Genomic DNA, 15,891 nt, shown 5'->3' with positions numbered 1-15,891 from the left:
AAAAATACAAATGTTCTCCTCAGAAAGAAATTCCCCCTTGATTTACAGTACTGAAAGAGAGATAATAAATACTAAATTTGTGTGAAAATTTTAAACATTAGGAGATGTAAACATGAAGGTCGTTAAATTCGGAGGCAGCTCACTTGCTTCAGGCGCCCAGCTTGACAAGGTGTTTCACATCGTTACCTCAGATCCGGCACGGAAAGCTGTAGTCGTTTCAGCTCCGGGAAAACGCTATGCCGAGGATACGAAAGTGACTGATCTCTTAATCGCATGTGCAGAACAATATTTGGCAACAGGCAGCGCACCTGAACTAGCGAAAGCGGTTGTGGAACGGTACGCTCTCATCGCCACTGAGCTTCAGCTGGGGCAAGGCATTATCGAAAAAATCAGAGATGATCTGTTTACGCTTTTAGAAGGAGATAAAAGCAATCCCGAACAATACCTTGACGCAGTCAAGGCCAGCGGAGAGGATAACAATGCCAAGCTGATCGCCGCTTATTTCCGCTATAAAGGCGTCAAAGCGGAATATGTAAACCCGAAGGATGCCGGACTCTTTGTGACAAATGAACCCGGCAACGCGCAAGTTCTTCCTGAATCCTATCAAAACCTCTATCGTCTTCGGGAACGTGACGGACTCATCATTTTTCCCGGTTTTTTCGGATTCAGCAAGGATGGCGATGTGATCACATTCTCACGGAGCGGTTCTGATATTACCGGTTCGATTCTTGCCAACGGACTACAAGCCGATTTGTACGAAAACTTTACAGACGTAGACGCTGTGTATTCAGTCAATCCGTCCTTCGTTGAGAATCCAAAGGAAATCAGCGAGCTGACATATAGAGAGATGCGGGAGCTGTCCTACGCGGGTTTTTCAGTGTTTCATGATGAAGCGCTCATTCCGGCATTCAGAGCGGGGATTCCTGTTCAGATCAAAAATACGAACAACCCCTCAGCCGAAGGCACCCGCGTCGTCAGCAAGCGGGATAACAAAAACGGGCCTGTCGTCGGCATTGCCAGCGACACCGGTTTTTGCAGCATTTATATCAGCAAATATCTCATGAACAGAGAAATCGGTTTTGGCCGCAGAGCCCTTCAAATCCTGGAGGAGCATGGTGTGACGTATGAGCATGTTCCATCGGGAATCGATGACATGACGATCATTTTACGGCAGGGGCAAATGGATGCCGCCACTGAACGCAGCGTCATCAAACGGATCGAAGAGGATTTGCATGCCGATGAAGTCATCGTCGAGCATCATCTCGCCCTGATTATGGTTGTAGGGGAAGCGATGCGCCACAATGTCGGTACAACGGCAAGAGCCGCCAAAGCATTATCAGAGGCACAGGTGAATATCGAAATGATCAATCAGGGATCTTCTGAAGTGAGCATGATGTTTGGCGTAAAAGAAGCCGAAGAAAGAAAAGCCGTTCAAGCATTATACCAGGAATTTTTCGCGGGCGTGCTGATCTCTTAATCGTACATAAATAGCGGGCGGCAGCGCCCGCTATTTTTTTATATCACCTTCATATAGCCGAATTCTTCATTTTTTCTCTTGTCCACTATTATCCCTGCCAAATGGATCGGTTCAGCATATCTTATAGTATCCTTCATAGGGAGGTGAAACCTTATGTCAGGATACTCTAACGGCGGCGGTTACGGCGGCATCAGTTCTTTCGCTTTAATCGTTGTATTGTTTATTCTATTAATTATCGTAGGGACTGCGTTTGTTGGCGGCTTCTAAGCTGCTGACCGTCTCTGCGGGACCCTGTCCGCCACAGTTTTGCAGCATTTGCTGAAGCAATCTCGCAAGGAGGTGCACAAAATGTCAGGTTACGGAACTTCTTTCGCTTTGATTGTTGTGTTATTTATCCTCTTGATCATTGTGGGAACTGCATTTGTAGGAGGCTACTAAATAAACGTAATCTCCATGAAGGCGGCACCGCAAGACTATGTCTTGCGGTGTTTTTTTGAAAAGAAAAACCCCTCCTCGCTAATGAGAAGGGGCTTGTTCTTACGTCATTCCTCTTTCTGTCACATGAAAGTCGAGTGCTTCCGCATTAGCAGAAACGCCAGCCGCTGTAAAAATCGCGGCTGCGGCCAAACAAATAACAAACAACTTAGATTTCAATTTCATACAAACCTTCACTCCTTTGTATTTGTTTTCTTGCCTCTTCAACTTGTAGAAAGTAGGAAGCAGACAGTTTAAACCATTTCTGTTCATAGTAATATTTTGCTACTTCTAGGGCTAAATCCTCTATATCAGCGTACATATTTTTATTTTTTAAGTATTGGAAACATCGTTCGATTCCTTCTTCATTGGGCTGATCCTGATATAGGGATTGCAAAAACTCGAATTTTACGGCATAGTCTGCATCGTCTGTTTCTTTAGCATATTCATAGCCCCGCTTGTGATATTCCGAAGCTTTATCATGTTTTCCCCGTTTATAATAAATCAGGGTGATTAAAAAATAGGCTTGCGGGAGAGAATTGACGATCCTGCTGCTTTCAAAAGTGGAGACCGCTTTTTCAAAGTAATCAATGGCAGGGTCTAGAAGGTCTTGATTGTAATAGCATAATCCGAGATTGTAGTATGCTCTTCCGACCAGCTGGGCTTTTTGTTCCGCTTGGGCCATATTGAGCGCCAATTTGAAATGGCGTGCGGCTTGTTCGAAATTTCTTTCATCCATCAGGTTGACCCCGAACACGAAATGGCATTGAATGATTCTCACATTATAGGTTTCCTGCTCCACGTAAATTTCATAGGCGTTTTTTATATTAATCAATGAAAAATACGTTTGCTTCATATAATAATAAGCTTCCGCGATTTTAAAATAGAATTCAGCCCGTTCAATATGGTCTGCGACAAAGGAGAGCTTTTTCTCCGCCTGTTTATAGTATGTGATGGCAGAAATAAATTCCCGCTTATCAAACTCATACATCCCGCGGAAAAAATTCACGTAATAGTCGAGCAGCCCTTTGAGATCTGCCTGGTTGCTGTCAATGTTTCTTGATAATTCAGACAGGCTTGGCTGGTCTTCAATATTTAATTTCTCTAACGGCTCAAGATAATCCAGCATAAGCTGGTGCCGGAATTCCATTAGTGAATAATAAAGCAGCAAGTTGGAATCATGCTGCATGTGTTTCAGTTCCTGCTGGATTTCAGCTTTTAACACTTCGGCATCCGGCACGCTGAATGTCCGGATATATCTGTACCACTCGTTAATTTTTTGACCGACCGCTGAAGAAGGAATTACCCCGCTCTTCATTCCTTCACCCTCTCCCATCAAAAACTGTTTATGTCATATTTTATCATGTTTATAGACCGTCCCAACCCGAAAAACACGCAATCTTTGTTTTCGGGAGCACGCAATAAACCGAAGCGGTGTGCAAAAAAGGCGGCTCCATCAGATGATGCCGCCGCCCTGTATGCTATTGCTGTTTTGCCGTTAAAGGAAGGCGGATGATGAACTTTGTGCCTTTCCCTTCTTCACTCTTGATTTCTACTGTGCCCTGGTGCATTTCAACAAGCTGCTTGACGATCGAGAGACCGAGTCCGTATTCACCGTATGCCGTGTTCGTTCTTGAAATATCTGCTTTATAGAATCGCTCCCAAATATGCTCAATATCCTCTTTTGGAATGCCGATACCCGTGTCTTCAATTTCAATAATCGTCTCTTTATAACCTTCCATTCCGCGCAGCCAAATGTCACCGTTTTGCGTAAATTGGATGCTGTTTTTCGTAATGTTGACGAGAATTTGAATGAACCGGTCATAATCGGCATGTACGATGACGTGATCCTCTACCTGGATCATCAGCTTGTTTTGTTTTTCTTCCGCCTGCTGCTGCAAGTGCTCTTTCACGATTTCAAACACCTCGATCAGAGGAACGTCTAGCTTGTTCAAGGTAATTTGCTGGGATCTGATTTTTTCATAATCCAGATTTTCTTTTACGAGCCGCAGCATGCGCTTCGTTTCCTCACTGATCAGCGAGAAGCATTTATCCTTCTTATCCTCAGGAATCGTATGGCTGTTCAGCCCTTCAACCAAACCGTTGATCGTCGTCAGCGGTGTTTTTAATTCATGTGACACATCAGCGATAAACTGCCTTCTCCGCTTCTCAAGGCGATCGATTTCATCCCTTGACTGCTTTAGTTTTTTCGCCATGATATTAAAGTCAGACGCCAGTACGCCGATTTCGTCCCCGTAGCTGTTTTCCAAATGGATGTCATAATCGCCGGAAGCCACTTTATCTGTCGCTTCTCTCAGCTTTTGAATCCGCTTGACATGGAATTTGGACAGAAGCCAACTCACGAGAATCGTAATCACAAGCGTGCTGATCACAGCGTAAAACATATAGAGGTTGACCTGATTGACCATCTGTTCAACACCGCTGATCGGAGAAATCAGCAGAACAGCGCCTTTAAATTCGTTCTGAACAAATATAGGCTGCGCCACAAGGGACACTTCATCATCAAAACGGCCATCTGCCCTGATCATGACAGTCTGCCCTTTTTTTAGCTTATTCCATTCTGACTTCTTCAGCTGTTCCCTTGGTGGGTGATGAAAGCCTTCAGGAAGAAAATAGGGCTGCTGCTCTTCATTAAAGATGATAAACTGCGTCTTTCTTGTGCTTAACATGTCCTGATAAGGATAGAGCCTGCGCATGTCCACCTGGCCGGCTTGGAATTCATTTGCAATCTGCACCGCATATGACGTCAATTCCTCTACTTTGTTCTGATAGGCAAATTCCTTCACAAAGTGGGAAAACAGAGAAATGATAATGACAAACGCTAAAATCAAAATGCTGATATGGCTTAGCAGCAGCTGATATAAATATTTAATCTTCATCAAATTTATACCCTACTCCCCACACAGTATACAGGAAAGGCTTGTCCTCGCTGGCAAGCTTTTTCCGCAGCCGTTTGATATGAACGTCAACCGTCCGCTCATCTCCATAAAACTGATAGCCCCATACCTGCTCAAGCAGCTGTTCTCTGGAGAACACCTGCCGCGGATTTTGGACAAGGTAATAAAGCAGATCGAATTCCTTCGGCGTGAGATTTTCTACAGGCTCTCCGTTTAATAATACTTCTCTCGTCTTCTTATTAATGGTAAAGCATTCTGATTCGATCATATCTTCATCAATAACTGCTTTGCCTGTCGCCTTGTATCTTCTGATGACGGCTTTGATGCGGGCAACCAATGTCAGCGGGCTGAACGGCTTTGTGACATAATCGTCCGCCCCCATCTCAAATCCGATGACCTGATCTGATTCAGTGTCTTTGGCAGTCAGCATGATAATCGGCACCGTGCTTGTCTCTCTTATTTTTCTGCAGATGGTCACGCCGTCCATAGATGGAAGCATGATATCCAAAATGATCAGATCCCAATTTTCTTCCGTAAAACGCTGGTACCCTTCTAACCCGTCATGAACGAATTCCGCTTCAAAACCTTCTTTAAAAAAGAACATCTCCGTCATCGTACATACACTAACATTATCTTCTATCATTAATATTTTCATTATATCCTCCGATTGTTTTGATGCTTTTTTATATAATAGCACCATTTTAAACAGAAGGTTTTGCGTTTCACAATTGTTAGTTTTTATTTCATCAACTAGAAATAGATTGTTCATATTTTTTTCATACCTTTGGACTACTATTAATTTATCAACAAGCAAGCCCGCCCCAGAGGCGGCCTTATCAATCAAAGTACCTATACGGAGGAACATAAATGAACTTTATCAAACGGGCCTTTTGGAATATGAAGGCTAAAAAGGGAAAAACGTTATTGCAATTATTTGTGTTTACAGTCATATGTGTCTTTGTTCTATCAGGCCTCACCATCCAGTCGGCAGCACAAAAGTCAAGCGAACTGGCCAGACAGGAACTCGGCGGAAGCGTGACACTTCAGGTTGACCGCCAAAAGCAAATGGAAAAACAGCAGGACAGCGGTGAAAAGCGCAGCTTCGAATCAACACCGATCAAAGTGTCTGATGCGAATAAGCTTGCAGCGCTTGATCATGTGAAGAGCTACAATTACACCACATCAGCTTCAGCCAACGCGGGAAACTTTGATGCGATTGAAAGCTCAAGTTCTAGTTCAAGTGATTCCAGCTCCAGCAGTTCAAGCTCAAACGCTAAAAACAGCCAAGGTGGCGGACAAGGCGGACCGCAAATGGTTCAAGCCGATCTTTCTATTGAAGGTGTCATCAGCACAGCATTAGTTGATGATTTCTCTGACGGGGATTCAAAAATCACAGACGGACGCGCGATTACAAAATCAGATGTCGGCAAAAAAGTAACAGTGATCAACGAAACATTAGCGGAAGAAAATGATTTAAGCGTTGGCGATTCGATCACAATTGAATCAGCAACGGATGAGGATACAACAGTAAAACTGAAGATCGTCGGTATTTATAAAACAACATCTTCAGGTGATGACCAAGCCCAAAATTTCTCTTTCTTAAATCCTTATAACAAGCTTTATACGCCTTACACAGCAACAGCGGCGCTGAAAGGCGACGACTATAAAAATACGATTGACTCAGCTGTTTACTATATGGACGACGCGAAAAATATGGATGCTTTCGTAAAAGCAGCGAAGAAAACATCAATTGACTTTGATACGTACACACTGAATACAAACGATCAGCTTTACCAGCAAATGGTCGGACCGATTGAAAATGTGGCTTCTTTCTCTAAAAACGTCGTGTATCTTGTATCAGTGGCAGGCGCCGTCATTCTTGGCCTGATTGTCATGATGTCAATCAGGGAGCGCAAATACGAAATGGGCGTGTTAATGGCCATCGGTGAAAAACGATGGAAATTGATTGGACAGTTCTTGACTGAGATTCTGATTGTGGCCGTTATCGCTATCGGCCTTGCATCTGTGACGGGAAATCTCGTCGCGAATCAGCTTGGAAATCAGCTTTTATCCCAGCAAATCAGTTCATCAACCGATTCAACGCAAACCGCAAGCGGACAAATACCCGGCGGCGGTGGCGGCATGGGCGGCGGAATGTTCGGCCACAGTTCATCAAACGTGGACGTTATCGATTCACTGAACGTCGCGGTTTCTATGAACGACATGCTTATTCTGGGCGGGATCGGCATCCTAATCGCAATCATTGCAACATTGCTGCCGTCAATTTCAGTACTGCGGCTTCATCCGAAAACGATATTGACAAAACAGGAATAGAAAGAGGCGGAACCTATGAGCTTATTAGAATTTCAGCAAGTCGGCTACTGGTATAAAGACAAAAGCCAGCCATTGTTTCAGGATATTAACATCAGCTTTCAAAAAGGAAAATTCTACACAATCGTCGGCACATCAGGGACGGGGAAAACCACTTTCCTGTCTCTGGCAGGCGGACTTGACGCACCAAAAGAAGGAAACATCCTTTACGACGGAAAAGCAGTTTCTAAAATCGGCTTAACCAATTTCAGAAATCAATATGTATCAATCGTCTTTCAGGCGTACAACCTGCTCCCGTATATGACGGCTTTGCAGAACGTCACAACCGCTATGGAAATCACAGGTTCTAAAGAAAAGAACAAAGAATCATATGCGCTTGACATGCTGCAGAAGGTTGGCATCAACGAAAAACAAGCCCGGCAAAAAGTGCTCACACTGAGCGGCGGACAGCAGCAGCGGGTATCAATTACAAGGGCTTTCTGCTGTGACACGGATCTTATCGTAGCCGATGAACCGACCGGAAACCTTGATGAGGACACATCAAAAGAGATCGTACGGCTCTTTCAGGATCTGGCGCACAAGGAAGATAAATGCGTCATTATGGTGACGCACGATGAACAAATTGCTAAAGTGTCAGACATCAATATCAGACTTTCAAGAGGAAGCTTTACTGTGAAGGAAAACGTCGCAGTCGTATAACAAAACGCGCCTCTGCCAGTGCAGACAGGGGCGCACCCTATATCCCCCTTTTATATAGAAGTGAACATAAAAAGAGCGGCGGCCGCATCCCCCCGCTCTTTTTATCATTTTTTTGCTTCCTCCCCTTTTGACTTCTCTCTTCGTTTCTTTTTCCAAACAGCCACAATAAACAGAAAGAGCGGAAACAATAATTGAAAAGGCAAATGAATATACAGCGGCACCACGTTCAGGCCTTCGTTCAAGTGCTCTGAAAAGTTAGTCGCGATCGTTATAGAAAGGATTAAGATGCCCAATCCCATCGGATAAGCCAATTGGGAGGGATTCTTTTCCTTAAAGAGCGTAGATGTCCCAACCACAGTGGCATATAAGTAGAGGCTGACCTTAAAGAAGCCGCCGATGATCAGCGCCAGCATAAAAAAGACATCGAGTCGGTCTAAAAATTCTTCGACCTTGATTGTCTGGATCGTGCTTAAAAGCGGAAACTGGGATCTGAGTGTAAGATCAACATCAAGCACGCTGATATTAATCGCCACGGTGAGCGCCACAACCAATCCGCTAATAGCCATGGCGATCATCCCCATTTTTTTCACATCTTTTCTGTCATTCAGGTTAGGGAAAATCATCACAAATAAAACAATTTCACCAAATGGGACGTACATGGTCTGCGTGAAAACAGAGTGAAGGATAGGAGAGATACCGTTTGCCAAAACCGGCTTTAAATTGTGTGGGTCTATAGTCCCCGAGACAATAATCAGCACGAGGCCGATCGCGCCCAGTAAATACATGGCCCCGAAAAGAAGTTCGGCCGCGCGTGCGAGTACTTCAATTCCTTTTCTTACGGCATATATGCTTACTACCATTAATAAAGCATTTACAATAATGATAGGTGTATCATGATAAGCAAACGTCAGCAGCATTTCTCCAAAGTCACGCAGCACCCTTGCGGCAATATAGGCAAAGTACAAGATATAGAGAAATGAAAACAGCCAGCTCAGCTTGGTTCCCAGCATATCATCCATATATTCTTTCGGAGAAGAATTCGGATAACATTGATAAATGCCTTGATACAAATAGAAAAGAAACAGTCCGATCGCACAGCCTAATAAAACTGCTATCCAAGCATCCCTGCCCGCCATTGATCCCGGTGTAATCAATAAGGAGCTGCCCAGTTCAAAAATGATAATCATGACAAACAGCTGCCTTATGCTTATTCTGGCTTTTTCCATCTGTCACTTCCCCTTTCTTCAGACCTAATCATCTTTAAACTGGTGTTTGATCGGATTGTTCCGCAATCCCGTCCTTCTGATATACGTCTCGGCCTTCACATCGATGGGCAGTTCCGGCAAATATTCTTTGTCCCAAGTGTCCTTCATTTTCTCCCACTGCTCCGGATACTTTCTATATATCGTGTCACCAAAACCGATAAAATCTATTTTATTCTTCTTAATCTTTTTCACAGTATGGCTGATTTCCTTTTCAAGCTCTTTGTTGAGCGCTTTTTCAATAGCGGCCAGCACCTTGGGATCAGACAATTGGAAAGGGTATTTGACAGCATCTATAATTCCTTCAACCGACACTTTCACATGGATGTACGGACGTCCGTTCCGCATTTTCGGTACCAGCTTTGTATCTTGATGGGTAACCTGCAAACTGACCGCATCCTTCGTCTTGCCCCAGTCAGCATTAATAAACGTATGCTGGATCTTATTCATAAGCCAGACTGCCCCCACGCTTTCATCATCTTCCAGCCAATACTTTAAATATCCTGCCTTATCAAAAACCGCCAAACCATCTGCCTGAAGAATGGCTTTCGGGTCAGTCGCCTGCGTGTTTTCCATGCTGACTCCTTTTTTATCGTCACCAATCATCATATATCCGGGGATGACCGGTGCCATAGTGTTGGCGGCAAGTGTTTTCAAAACGTCCTGAATATTGATTTTGACCACCCGCCCGTATTGTGCCTCCGTGAAATCGAGTGTTTTATTGACTTTATTTGACGGAATTTTATCAATCGGCGTCAAGATTTTCACAATATTTTCTGCTTTTGTTTTATGGGCAACGACGAATGTTGCTGTTGTCCTGAATTCTGTGTCCCGGTCAAGATTATCTAATACAAAATCCAAACCTTCTTCTTTTGCCAGCTTTTCATTGATCACGACTAGATTGGTATGGGCAAAATAAAGCCGCCGTGATACCTTCATGGAGGCTTTTCTGAGTGCTTCCGTTATATTGTTACCTTCAATCGAATAGACAGATACAGGCGGCCTGTCTCCAGCACCGCCTCCCTGAAGGCCGCCGGCAACATTTCCTGGATTGATAATTTGAAGATGCAGCACGTAGTTGCTGTCGTTTGTCCGATCGATGCCAATCGCCGAGATAATCGCAAGATCCGTCAGCTCCCTCTTATCCCAGCAGCCGGGCAGCACAATGACGCTCAAAAGTATGAGAACGGCTAATAGACATTTACGTACCATTCTGATCCCCTTCTTCCAAATCTTTGTTCACCATTCCTCGTGAAGCGGCTGGCTCTGGGCGTTGATCTTGTCCCTGCCGCACCTTATCTTCCTTACTGACCGATTCCGGCCTTTTTTCATCGGCCCACCACGGAACCCGAAAAAGCGCGTCCTTTACGCCTTGTGAAGAAAAGGGTGCAAGCGGCGACATATATGGAACGCCGAATGAACGAAGACTGCATAAGTGGACAAACATCATAATGATCCCTAAAATCAGCCCGTAAAAACCCATAACAGCTGAGGCAATAATAAAAATAAATCGAATAAGCCGGGCTGAAATCGCCATTGCAAACGCCGGTGTTGCGAAGCTCGCAATCGCGGTGAGTGCCACGATAATCACCATTGCCGGAGAGACGATACCAGCCTGTACGGCAGCCTGGCCGATTACGAGCGCGCCAACGATTGACACTGCCGAGCCGACAACCCGGGGCAGCCTGACTCCCGCTTCCCTCAGAATCTCAAAAGCAACCTCCATCGTCAGCGCCTCCACAACAGCCGGAAACGGGACAATTTCCCGCTGGGCCGCAATGACCACTAACAGCTGAGTCGGTATCATTTCTTGATGAAACGTCGTGGCTGCCACGTATACAGCCGGAGCCACAAGCGAAATGAAAAAGACTAAAACACGAAGAATTCTTATGCTTGTCGCAATGTCAAAACGCGAATAATAATCCTCAACAGACTGAAAAAACTGGACAAATAAGGCCGGGGCAATAAGCACAAACGGTGTTCCGTCCACAATAATCGCGAATCTTCCTTCTAACAGATTACCCGCTACAACATCAGGGCGTTCTGTATGATACATAGTCGGAAACGTCGTAAAGGTTTCATCTTCAATCAGCTGCTCAATATATCCAGATTCCAAAATACTGTCAATATCTATTTTTTCCAGGCGCTGCTTCACTTCTTTCAGCACCTTTTCATCGCATATTCCTTGAATGTACATGAGAGCGATATCCGTATTCGTAACAGAACCTTTTTTCATTTTTTCAACCCATAAATTCGGATTTTTAATGTATCGCCGGATCATGGAAATATTGGTTTGCAGAGACTCTGTAAACCCTTGGCGCGGGCCGCGGAATGACACCTGGGTGCTCGGCTCTTGGATGGAGCGCTGCTCTCCCCCTTGAGTGCTGCAAATCAAAGCTTCATCATGGCCATCAGCAAAAATGAGCGCATTGCCGAGCATTAACTCGGAAAAAAGCTTGTCCCAGCTCTTTTCCGCTTTCACCCCGCCCAGCGGGAGCGTTTTTTCAAGAATTTGCTGGATCGCATGAGTATTCTGGATAGACTCATCCTGTACCAATGGGTCAATTAACGACTCATGGATCGTGTTATTATCGACCAGCCCAGCAATATAGATAACAGCTAGGTGGACATGATCCTGCTCCCCGATTTTAATCTCGCGAATGATGACGTCAGAGCTGCTTCCGACTTCCTTTTTCGTTTCCGCTATATTCTTTGCCAAACTTGGAGAAATGAGAACCGGCCTTTCTTTTTCTTGCTGCTGTTCCTGGTTCCTTTCGTCTGTATTCTGCTTGTCTTTTGAATCGGTATTGTTCTTTCGCTTAGAAAATAAAGGCATACACAAATACCTTTCCTTGTCGTTTTCTCATATTCTTCCTTTTAAAATTGAGATTATGCATTAGGGTTAGATGCGGTATAACTTCTCCGCCAACGATAGACACTAAAAGCGGAGGATGATGAAGCATGAAGATATTGGGCGTGACCGGAGTCATATTAATTTGTTTATTAGCTATTTCTGTATTGATGGACATGCTTCAAGGGTTCAGTTTAACAAAAGCCGTTTATAACAATATGTCCAGCTTTAAGATGACAACATTTGCGGAATGGGTCGTGATTTTATTTTTTGTGTTAGTACTTGTAAGAGAAATGTACGTGATCTATAAATCGAAAAAAAAGAACCCCTAGAGGGGGCTCTTTTTTCAGACGATCATATTGCCGTCTATTGTATCACTGCTGTGTTTGTTGATGGTCCCTTTAAAAATGCGGTTGCCGATGATTTTGGAATTGGTTGACGTGTTTGTTTGAATTGCTGTCGCAGTGCCCGCGGAGAGGTTATGGATGGTGTTTCCTGAGATGATAGAGCCTGCAGAGCCATTGACATAAATCACAATCGGATTCCCGGCTGTTCTGTTGACTGAAATGGTATTATCAAAAATCTCATGCACACCGGCGCTGATATAGATGGTGACCAAAAGCGGAGATCTCTCTAAGTGGTTGCTGATAATTGAGGTTTTCGCACTTGTGGAGCAATAAATGGGGTAATTTTTGAACTCTTTAAATGTATTGTTTTTGATGATGGCGCCGGCATTGTTTGTGACGGAAACAGAATATGATTCCGGCACTGCTTCAAACGCGTCAGGATTCAGTATATTCCCTTCAATCACCGCGTTCCCTTGAGCAATCCAAATGCCCCGGCTGAATTTTCTCAGGAGATTATCTTTAATGATCATATTTCCGCCGGAAACGTTCACACCGTCAACGACTTGAATGAGACAGTTATTCAGAAATGCGATGTCATCTGACAGCACTGCGCGAAGACCGATGCTGCGCCTTGTTTCAGACAGTCCGTTTTGAATTTGGTTTCCGTCTACCTTTACATCGGAAGACTGATAAACCAATATCCCTGTGTTTTCAAAGTTGCTGATTTTGTTGTTGGTCACAAGAACGCTCTTTCCCCTGACATCAATTCCAGTTGAAAATCCGGTAATGAGGTTGCCAGCGATCACTGCATCACTGGTCTCTTTTCCTTGTGATACACCGAGTCCGGTTATCCCGACTCTTGGCGCAGCCGCCGCGTCTTCAGGGCGTCTCAGAATATTGCCCTTGATCACTGTTTGCGTCCCATATCCGTAGCTGATTGTATTGTCTGAGTGATTTCCTTCTATTAAAATGCCATACCCGTTAAAATTGGTCACAGAACTTGAAACGTTTCCAACAAAGTGGTTATTGCGAATTGATACATTAATCGGTTCCTCATAATCAACATCACCTTCGCCATATCCTTCAATGTCAATTCCGAATTTCGGCGCTGTTCCATTCCCCGTTCCGGCATCTTCAATCAAGCATTCCTCCACCGTGACCATGTCACATCCGGTAATGGAAATGTTATTTCTCCTCGACCGCCGAACCTCACAGCGGCGGATGATAATTTGCTCTGACGTTCGATAATCTTGATTGGTCTTTAATCCCCTTGGGCTGACTATGATCCCATCGCCGGTAAAATCGGAAATTTTCACATCATCAATGACAACATTCGAGCATCCTTCAATACATATGCCGAAGCCCCATTCATGGGTTGACCTTATCCCTGCCGAGGCATACGTATGCTCATCCCGTTCGCCGATAATTTGTCCCCCGGAAATGGTTATATTCTCTTGCTTGCCCACATAAAATGCGGAATAACCCCACGAACTATTCGGTATCACTTTCATAATACATTCGGGGTCCATCATAATCTCAAGGTTGCCGGGAACAATGATCCCCGCGTTTCGAAACCTCTGATTAAGATCTCCGCCAAGCGTTGCGTCTATTAAATATGTTCCCTTTGGAAACCAGACAGTATGATAGCCTTTCGAAACAGCTGTACTGAGGCACTGATTAATCCGTTCTGTCGAATCCGTTTTACCATCTCCAGGAACACCGAAATCCGCTGCATTTAATATGAATTCAGCCAATTGCGAGCCTCCTTCTCTATGATTACTATCATGTTACTCACAAAGGCCCGATCTGCTTGTACATTTCTCTAAAATTTTATTAAAAAAATATAAAGGAATAGTTGTGTAAGAAAATCTCACGATAAAGAGTATAAAAATTAGGAGAAAATCACTATTTTTAGGTATTTATAATTTTTCCATTATGGAACTATTTGAAATGAGTATAAATTATATTGACACAAGTATTATATAAGAATATGATTTTTATAATACACTTTTTTTAGAAAGGGTTTGGCTGACATGGCTTCGATTGATAACGAAAGTATCATTAAAAGCGTCCCGCAAAAAGGGTTCTTTGGTCACCCGCGAGGACTATTTACACTATTTTTCACCGAATTTTGGGAGCGTTTCTCTTACTATGGAATGAGAGCAATCTTACTTTACTATTTGTATACAGAGACGGTAAACGGAGGGCTCGGCTTTGACAAGGGCACTGCGGTTGCCATTATGTCGATTTACGGATCACTCGTATACATGTCCACCATTATTGGCGGATGGCTCGCTGACCGGGTATTCGGTACCGCAAACACCGTGTTTTACGGCGGCATATTCATTATGTTCGGCCACATTGCACTCGCCTATCCGGGCAGCGCGATCGCATTCTATATCAGCATGGTGCTTATCATTGTCGGAACAGGCTTATTAAAACCAAACGTTTCAAGCGTGGTTGGGGATCTTTACACGAAAGAAGACCCGCGCCGCGACTCAGGTTTCAGTATTTTCTACATGGGGATTAACCTCGGTGGTTTACTTGCGCCGTTAATTGTCGGAACACTCGGACAGAAGTACAACTATCATCTCGGCTTCGGAGCTGCCGCGGTCGGAATGCTTCTCGGACTTATCGTTTTTGCTTTGACAAGAAAGAAAAACCTCGGGCTTGCAGGTTCCAATGTGCCGAATCCGCTGTCTAAAAAATCTGCGATTGGCACCGGAATCGGTGTTATCATCGTGGCGATCGCAGTGATTATCTCTGTACAAACAGGCGTGCTGACGATCAATCGTTTTATCGACCTTGTAAGTATTCTCGGTATTTTGATTCCTGTGATTTATTTCATCATCATGTTTACAAGCAAAAAAGCGGACAAAACAGAAAAATCCCGTCTTGCCGCTTACGTTCCTTTGTTTATCGGTGCTGTCATGTTCTGGGCCATTCAGGAACAGGGAGCGACCATTCTTGCGGTATACGCTGATGAACGCATAAGACTTTCATTGGGCGGATTCGAACTTCAGTCATCATGGTTCCAATCATTAAATCCATTGTTTGTCGTCATTTTTGCGCCAATATTCGCATGGCTCTGGATGAAGCTTGGCAAACGCCAGCCGTCTACACCAGTTAAATTCTCAATCGGAATTATTTTAGCCGGATTGTCATTTATCATTATGGTATTCCCTGCTATGCAAGGAAAAGAAGCACTCGTAAGCCCGCTTTGGCTCGTTCTCAGCTTCCTGCTTGTCGTGCTTGGAGAGCTGTGCCTGTCTCCAGTCGGTTTATCCGTGACAACGAAACTGGCACCAGCTGCCTTCTCTGCACAGACAATGAGTATGTGGTTTCTGACGAACGCAGCAGCACAAGCGATCAATGCCCAAGTAGCCGGATTGTTTGATAAAATTCCTGAAACAATGTACTTCGGCACCATCGGTTTGATTTCTATCGTTCTTGGCGGCATTCTCCTGCTGCTCTCGCCGGTTATCAAACGCGCGATGAAAGGGGTCTTATAATCAGAAACAGCCCGCGGATG

15 protein-coding genes are annotated in these 15,891 nt (G+C 44.3%); 7 read left to right on the top strand and 8 right to left on the bottom strand.

Going from position 1 to position 15,891, the window contains the following annotated elements; translation table 11 throughout:
- The first annotated feature begins 112 nt into the window (after window positions 1–112).
- The 3 genes from NSQ16_RS02165 (at window position 113) to NSQ16_RS02155 (ending at window position 1,915) form a co-directional block, all read left to right on the top strand.
- The gene (locus NSQ16_RS02165; protein WP_230488159.1) at window positions 113–1,477 is read left to right on the top strand and encodes an aspartate kinase; all 1,365 of its coding nucleotides are present in this window, start codon (window positions 113–115) and stop codon (window positions 1,475–1,477) included.
- Between the two features lie 153 nt (window positions 1,478–1,630).
- Entirely contained in the window at window positions 1,631–1,744 is a 114-nt protein-coding gene (locus NSQ16_RS02160; protein ID WP_003234495.1) for a YjcZ family sporulation protein, read from the top strand.
- Between the two features lie 81 nt (window positions 1,745–1,825).
- A complete protein-coding gene (locus tag NSQ16_RS02155; protein WP_015482794.1) occupies window positions 1,826–1,915 on the top strand; it encodes a YjcZ family sporulation protein in 90 nt (29 codons plus the stop codon).
- A gap of 99 nt (window positions 1,916–2,014) precedes the next feature.
- On the opposite strand, the gene phrC is transcribed toward NSQ16_RS02155, so the two are convergent.
- From phrC to yclJ, 4 genes are all read right to left on the bottom strand, one after another.
- On the bottom strand, window positions 2,015–2,137 hold the full coding sequence (gene phrC, locus NSQ16_RS02150) for a phosphatase RapC inhibitor PhrC (RefSeq protein ID WP_003224994.1): 123 nt from the start codon (window positions 2,135–2,137) through the stop codon (window positions 2,015–2,017).
- Window positions 2,121–3,269 (bottom strand): response regulator aspartate phosphatase RapC, encoded by a 1,149-nt coding sequence (gene rapC / locus NSQ16_RS02145; RefSeq protein WP_015252823.1) that lies wholly within the window; start codon window positions 3,267–3,269, stop codon window positions 2,121–2,123. The genes phrC and rapC overlap by 17 nt, the downstream gene beginning before the upstream one ends.
- Window positions 3,270–3,432: 163 nt before the next feature.
- Window positions 3,433–4,854: a two-component system sensor histidine kinase YclK gene (yclK, locus tag NSQ16_RS02140; RefSeq protein WP_230488160.1), complete on the bottom strand. Its 1,422-nt coding sequence runs from the start codon at window positions 4,852–4,854 to the stop codon at window positions 3,433–3,435.
- The gene (yclJ, locus tag NSQ16_RS02135) at window positions 4,841–5,524 is read right to left on the bottom strand and encodes a two-component system response regulator YclJ (protein WP_015482792.1); all 684 of its coding nucleotides are present in this window, start codon (window positions 5,522–5,524) and stop codon (window positions 4,841–4,843) included. The genes yclK and yclJ overlap by 14 nt, the downstream gene beginning before the upstream one ends.
- A gap of 212 nt (window positions 5,525–5,736) precedes the next feature.
- Between yclJ and NSQ16_RS02130 the strand changes: the two genes are divergently transcribed.
- Window positions 5,737–7,203 (top strand): ABC transporter permease, encoded by a 1,467-nt coding sequence (locus tag NSQ16_RS02130; RefSeq protein ID WP_128480738.1) that lies wholly within the window; start codon window positions 5,737–5,739, stop codon window positions 7,201–7,203.
- Window positions 7,204–7,218: 15 nt separating this feature from the next.
- Window positions 7,219–7,899: an ABC transporter ATP-binding protein gene (locus tag NSQ16_RS02125; RefSeq protein WP_014662766.1), complete on the top strand. Its 681-nt coding sequence runs from the start codon at window positions 7,219–7,221 to the stop codon at window positions 7,897–7,899.
- A gap of 104 nt (window positions 7,900–8,003) precedes the next feature.
- Here the strand turns inward: NSQ16_RS02125 and gerKB are convergent, their stop codons facing one another.
- Genes gerKB through gerKA form a run of 3 tightly spaced genes read right to left on the bottom strand, consistent with a single transcriptional unit; the run spans window position 8,004 to window position 11,997 of the window.
- Window positions 8,004–9,125 (bottom strand): spore germination protein GerKB, encoded by a 1,122-nt coding sequence (gene gerKB, locus NSQ16_RS02120; RefSeq protein ID WP_160221345.1) that lies wholly within the window; start codon window positions 9,123–9,125, stop codon window positions 8,004–8,006.
- Window positions 9,126–9,149: 24 nt separating this feature from the next.
- Complete coding sequence (gerKC, locus tag NSQ16_RS02115) at window positions 9,150–10,373, bottom strand: spore germination protein GerKC (RefSeq protein ID WP_160221344.1); 1,224 nt, start codon at window positions 10,371–10,373, stop codon at window positions 9,150–9,152.
- Window positions 10,363–11,997, bottom strand: coding sequence for a spore germination protein GerKA (gene gerKA / locus NSQ16_RS02110; RefSeq protein WP_160221343.1), 1,635 nt, complete (start codon window positions 11,995–11,997; stop codon window positions 10,363–10,365). The genes gerKC and gerKA overlap by 11 nt, the downstream gene beginning before the upstream one ends.
- A gap of 125 nt (window positions 11,998–12,122) precedes the next feature.
- Here gerKA and NSQ16_RS02105 point away from each other — a divergent pair, with 125 nt between their 5' ends.
- The gene (locus tag NSQ16_RS02105; RefSeq protein WP_015252828.1) at window positions 12,123–12,344 is read left to right on the top strand and encodes a hypothetical protein; all 222 of its coding nucleotides are present in this window, start codon (window positions 12,123–12,125) and stop codon (window positions 12,342–12,344) included.
- A gap of 14 nt (window positions 12,345–12,358) precedes the next feature.
- Here the strand turns inward: NSQ16_RS02105 and NSQ16_RS02100 are convergent, their stop codons facing one another.
- Entirely contained in the window at window positions 12,359–14,113 is a 1,755-nt protein-coding gene (locus NSQ16_RS02100; protein WP_160221342.1) for a right-handed parallel beta-helix repeat-containing protein, read from the bottom strand.
- Window positions 14,114–14,392: 279 nt separating this feature from the next.
- Here NSQ16_RS02100 and NSQ16_RS02095 point away from each other — a divergent pair, with 279 nt between their 5' ends.
- The gene (locus NSQ16_RS02095; protein WP_029726571.1) at window positions 14,393–15,871 is read left to right on the top strand and encodes a peptide MFS transporter; all 1,479 of its coding nucleotides are present in this window, start codon (window positions 14,393–14,395) and stop codon (window positions 15,869–15,871) included.
- Window positions 15,872–15,891: the final 20 nt, after the last annotated feature.

Source organism: Bacillus sp. PS108 (assembly GCF_037963335.1).
Classification (GTDB): domain Bacteria; phylum Bacillota; class Bacilli; order Bacillales; family Bacillaceae; genus Bacillus; species Bacillus subtilis.
Note: the sequence above shows the minus strand (reverse complement) of the source record. Positions and strands in the feature narration are given on the sequence as shown.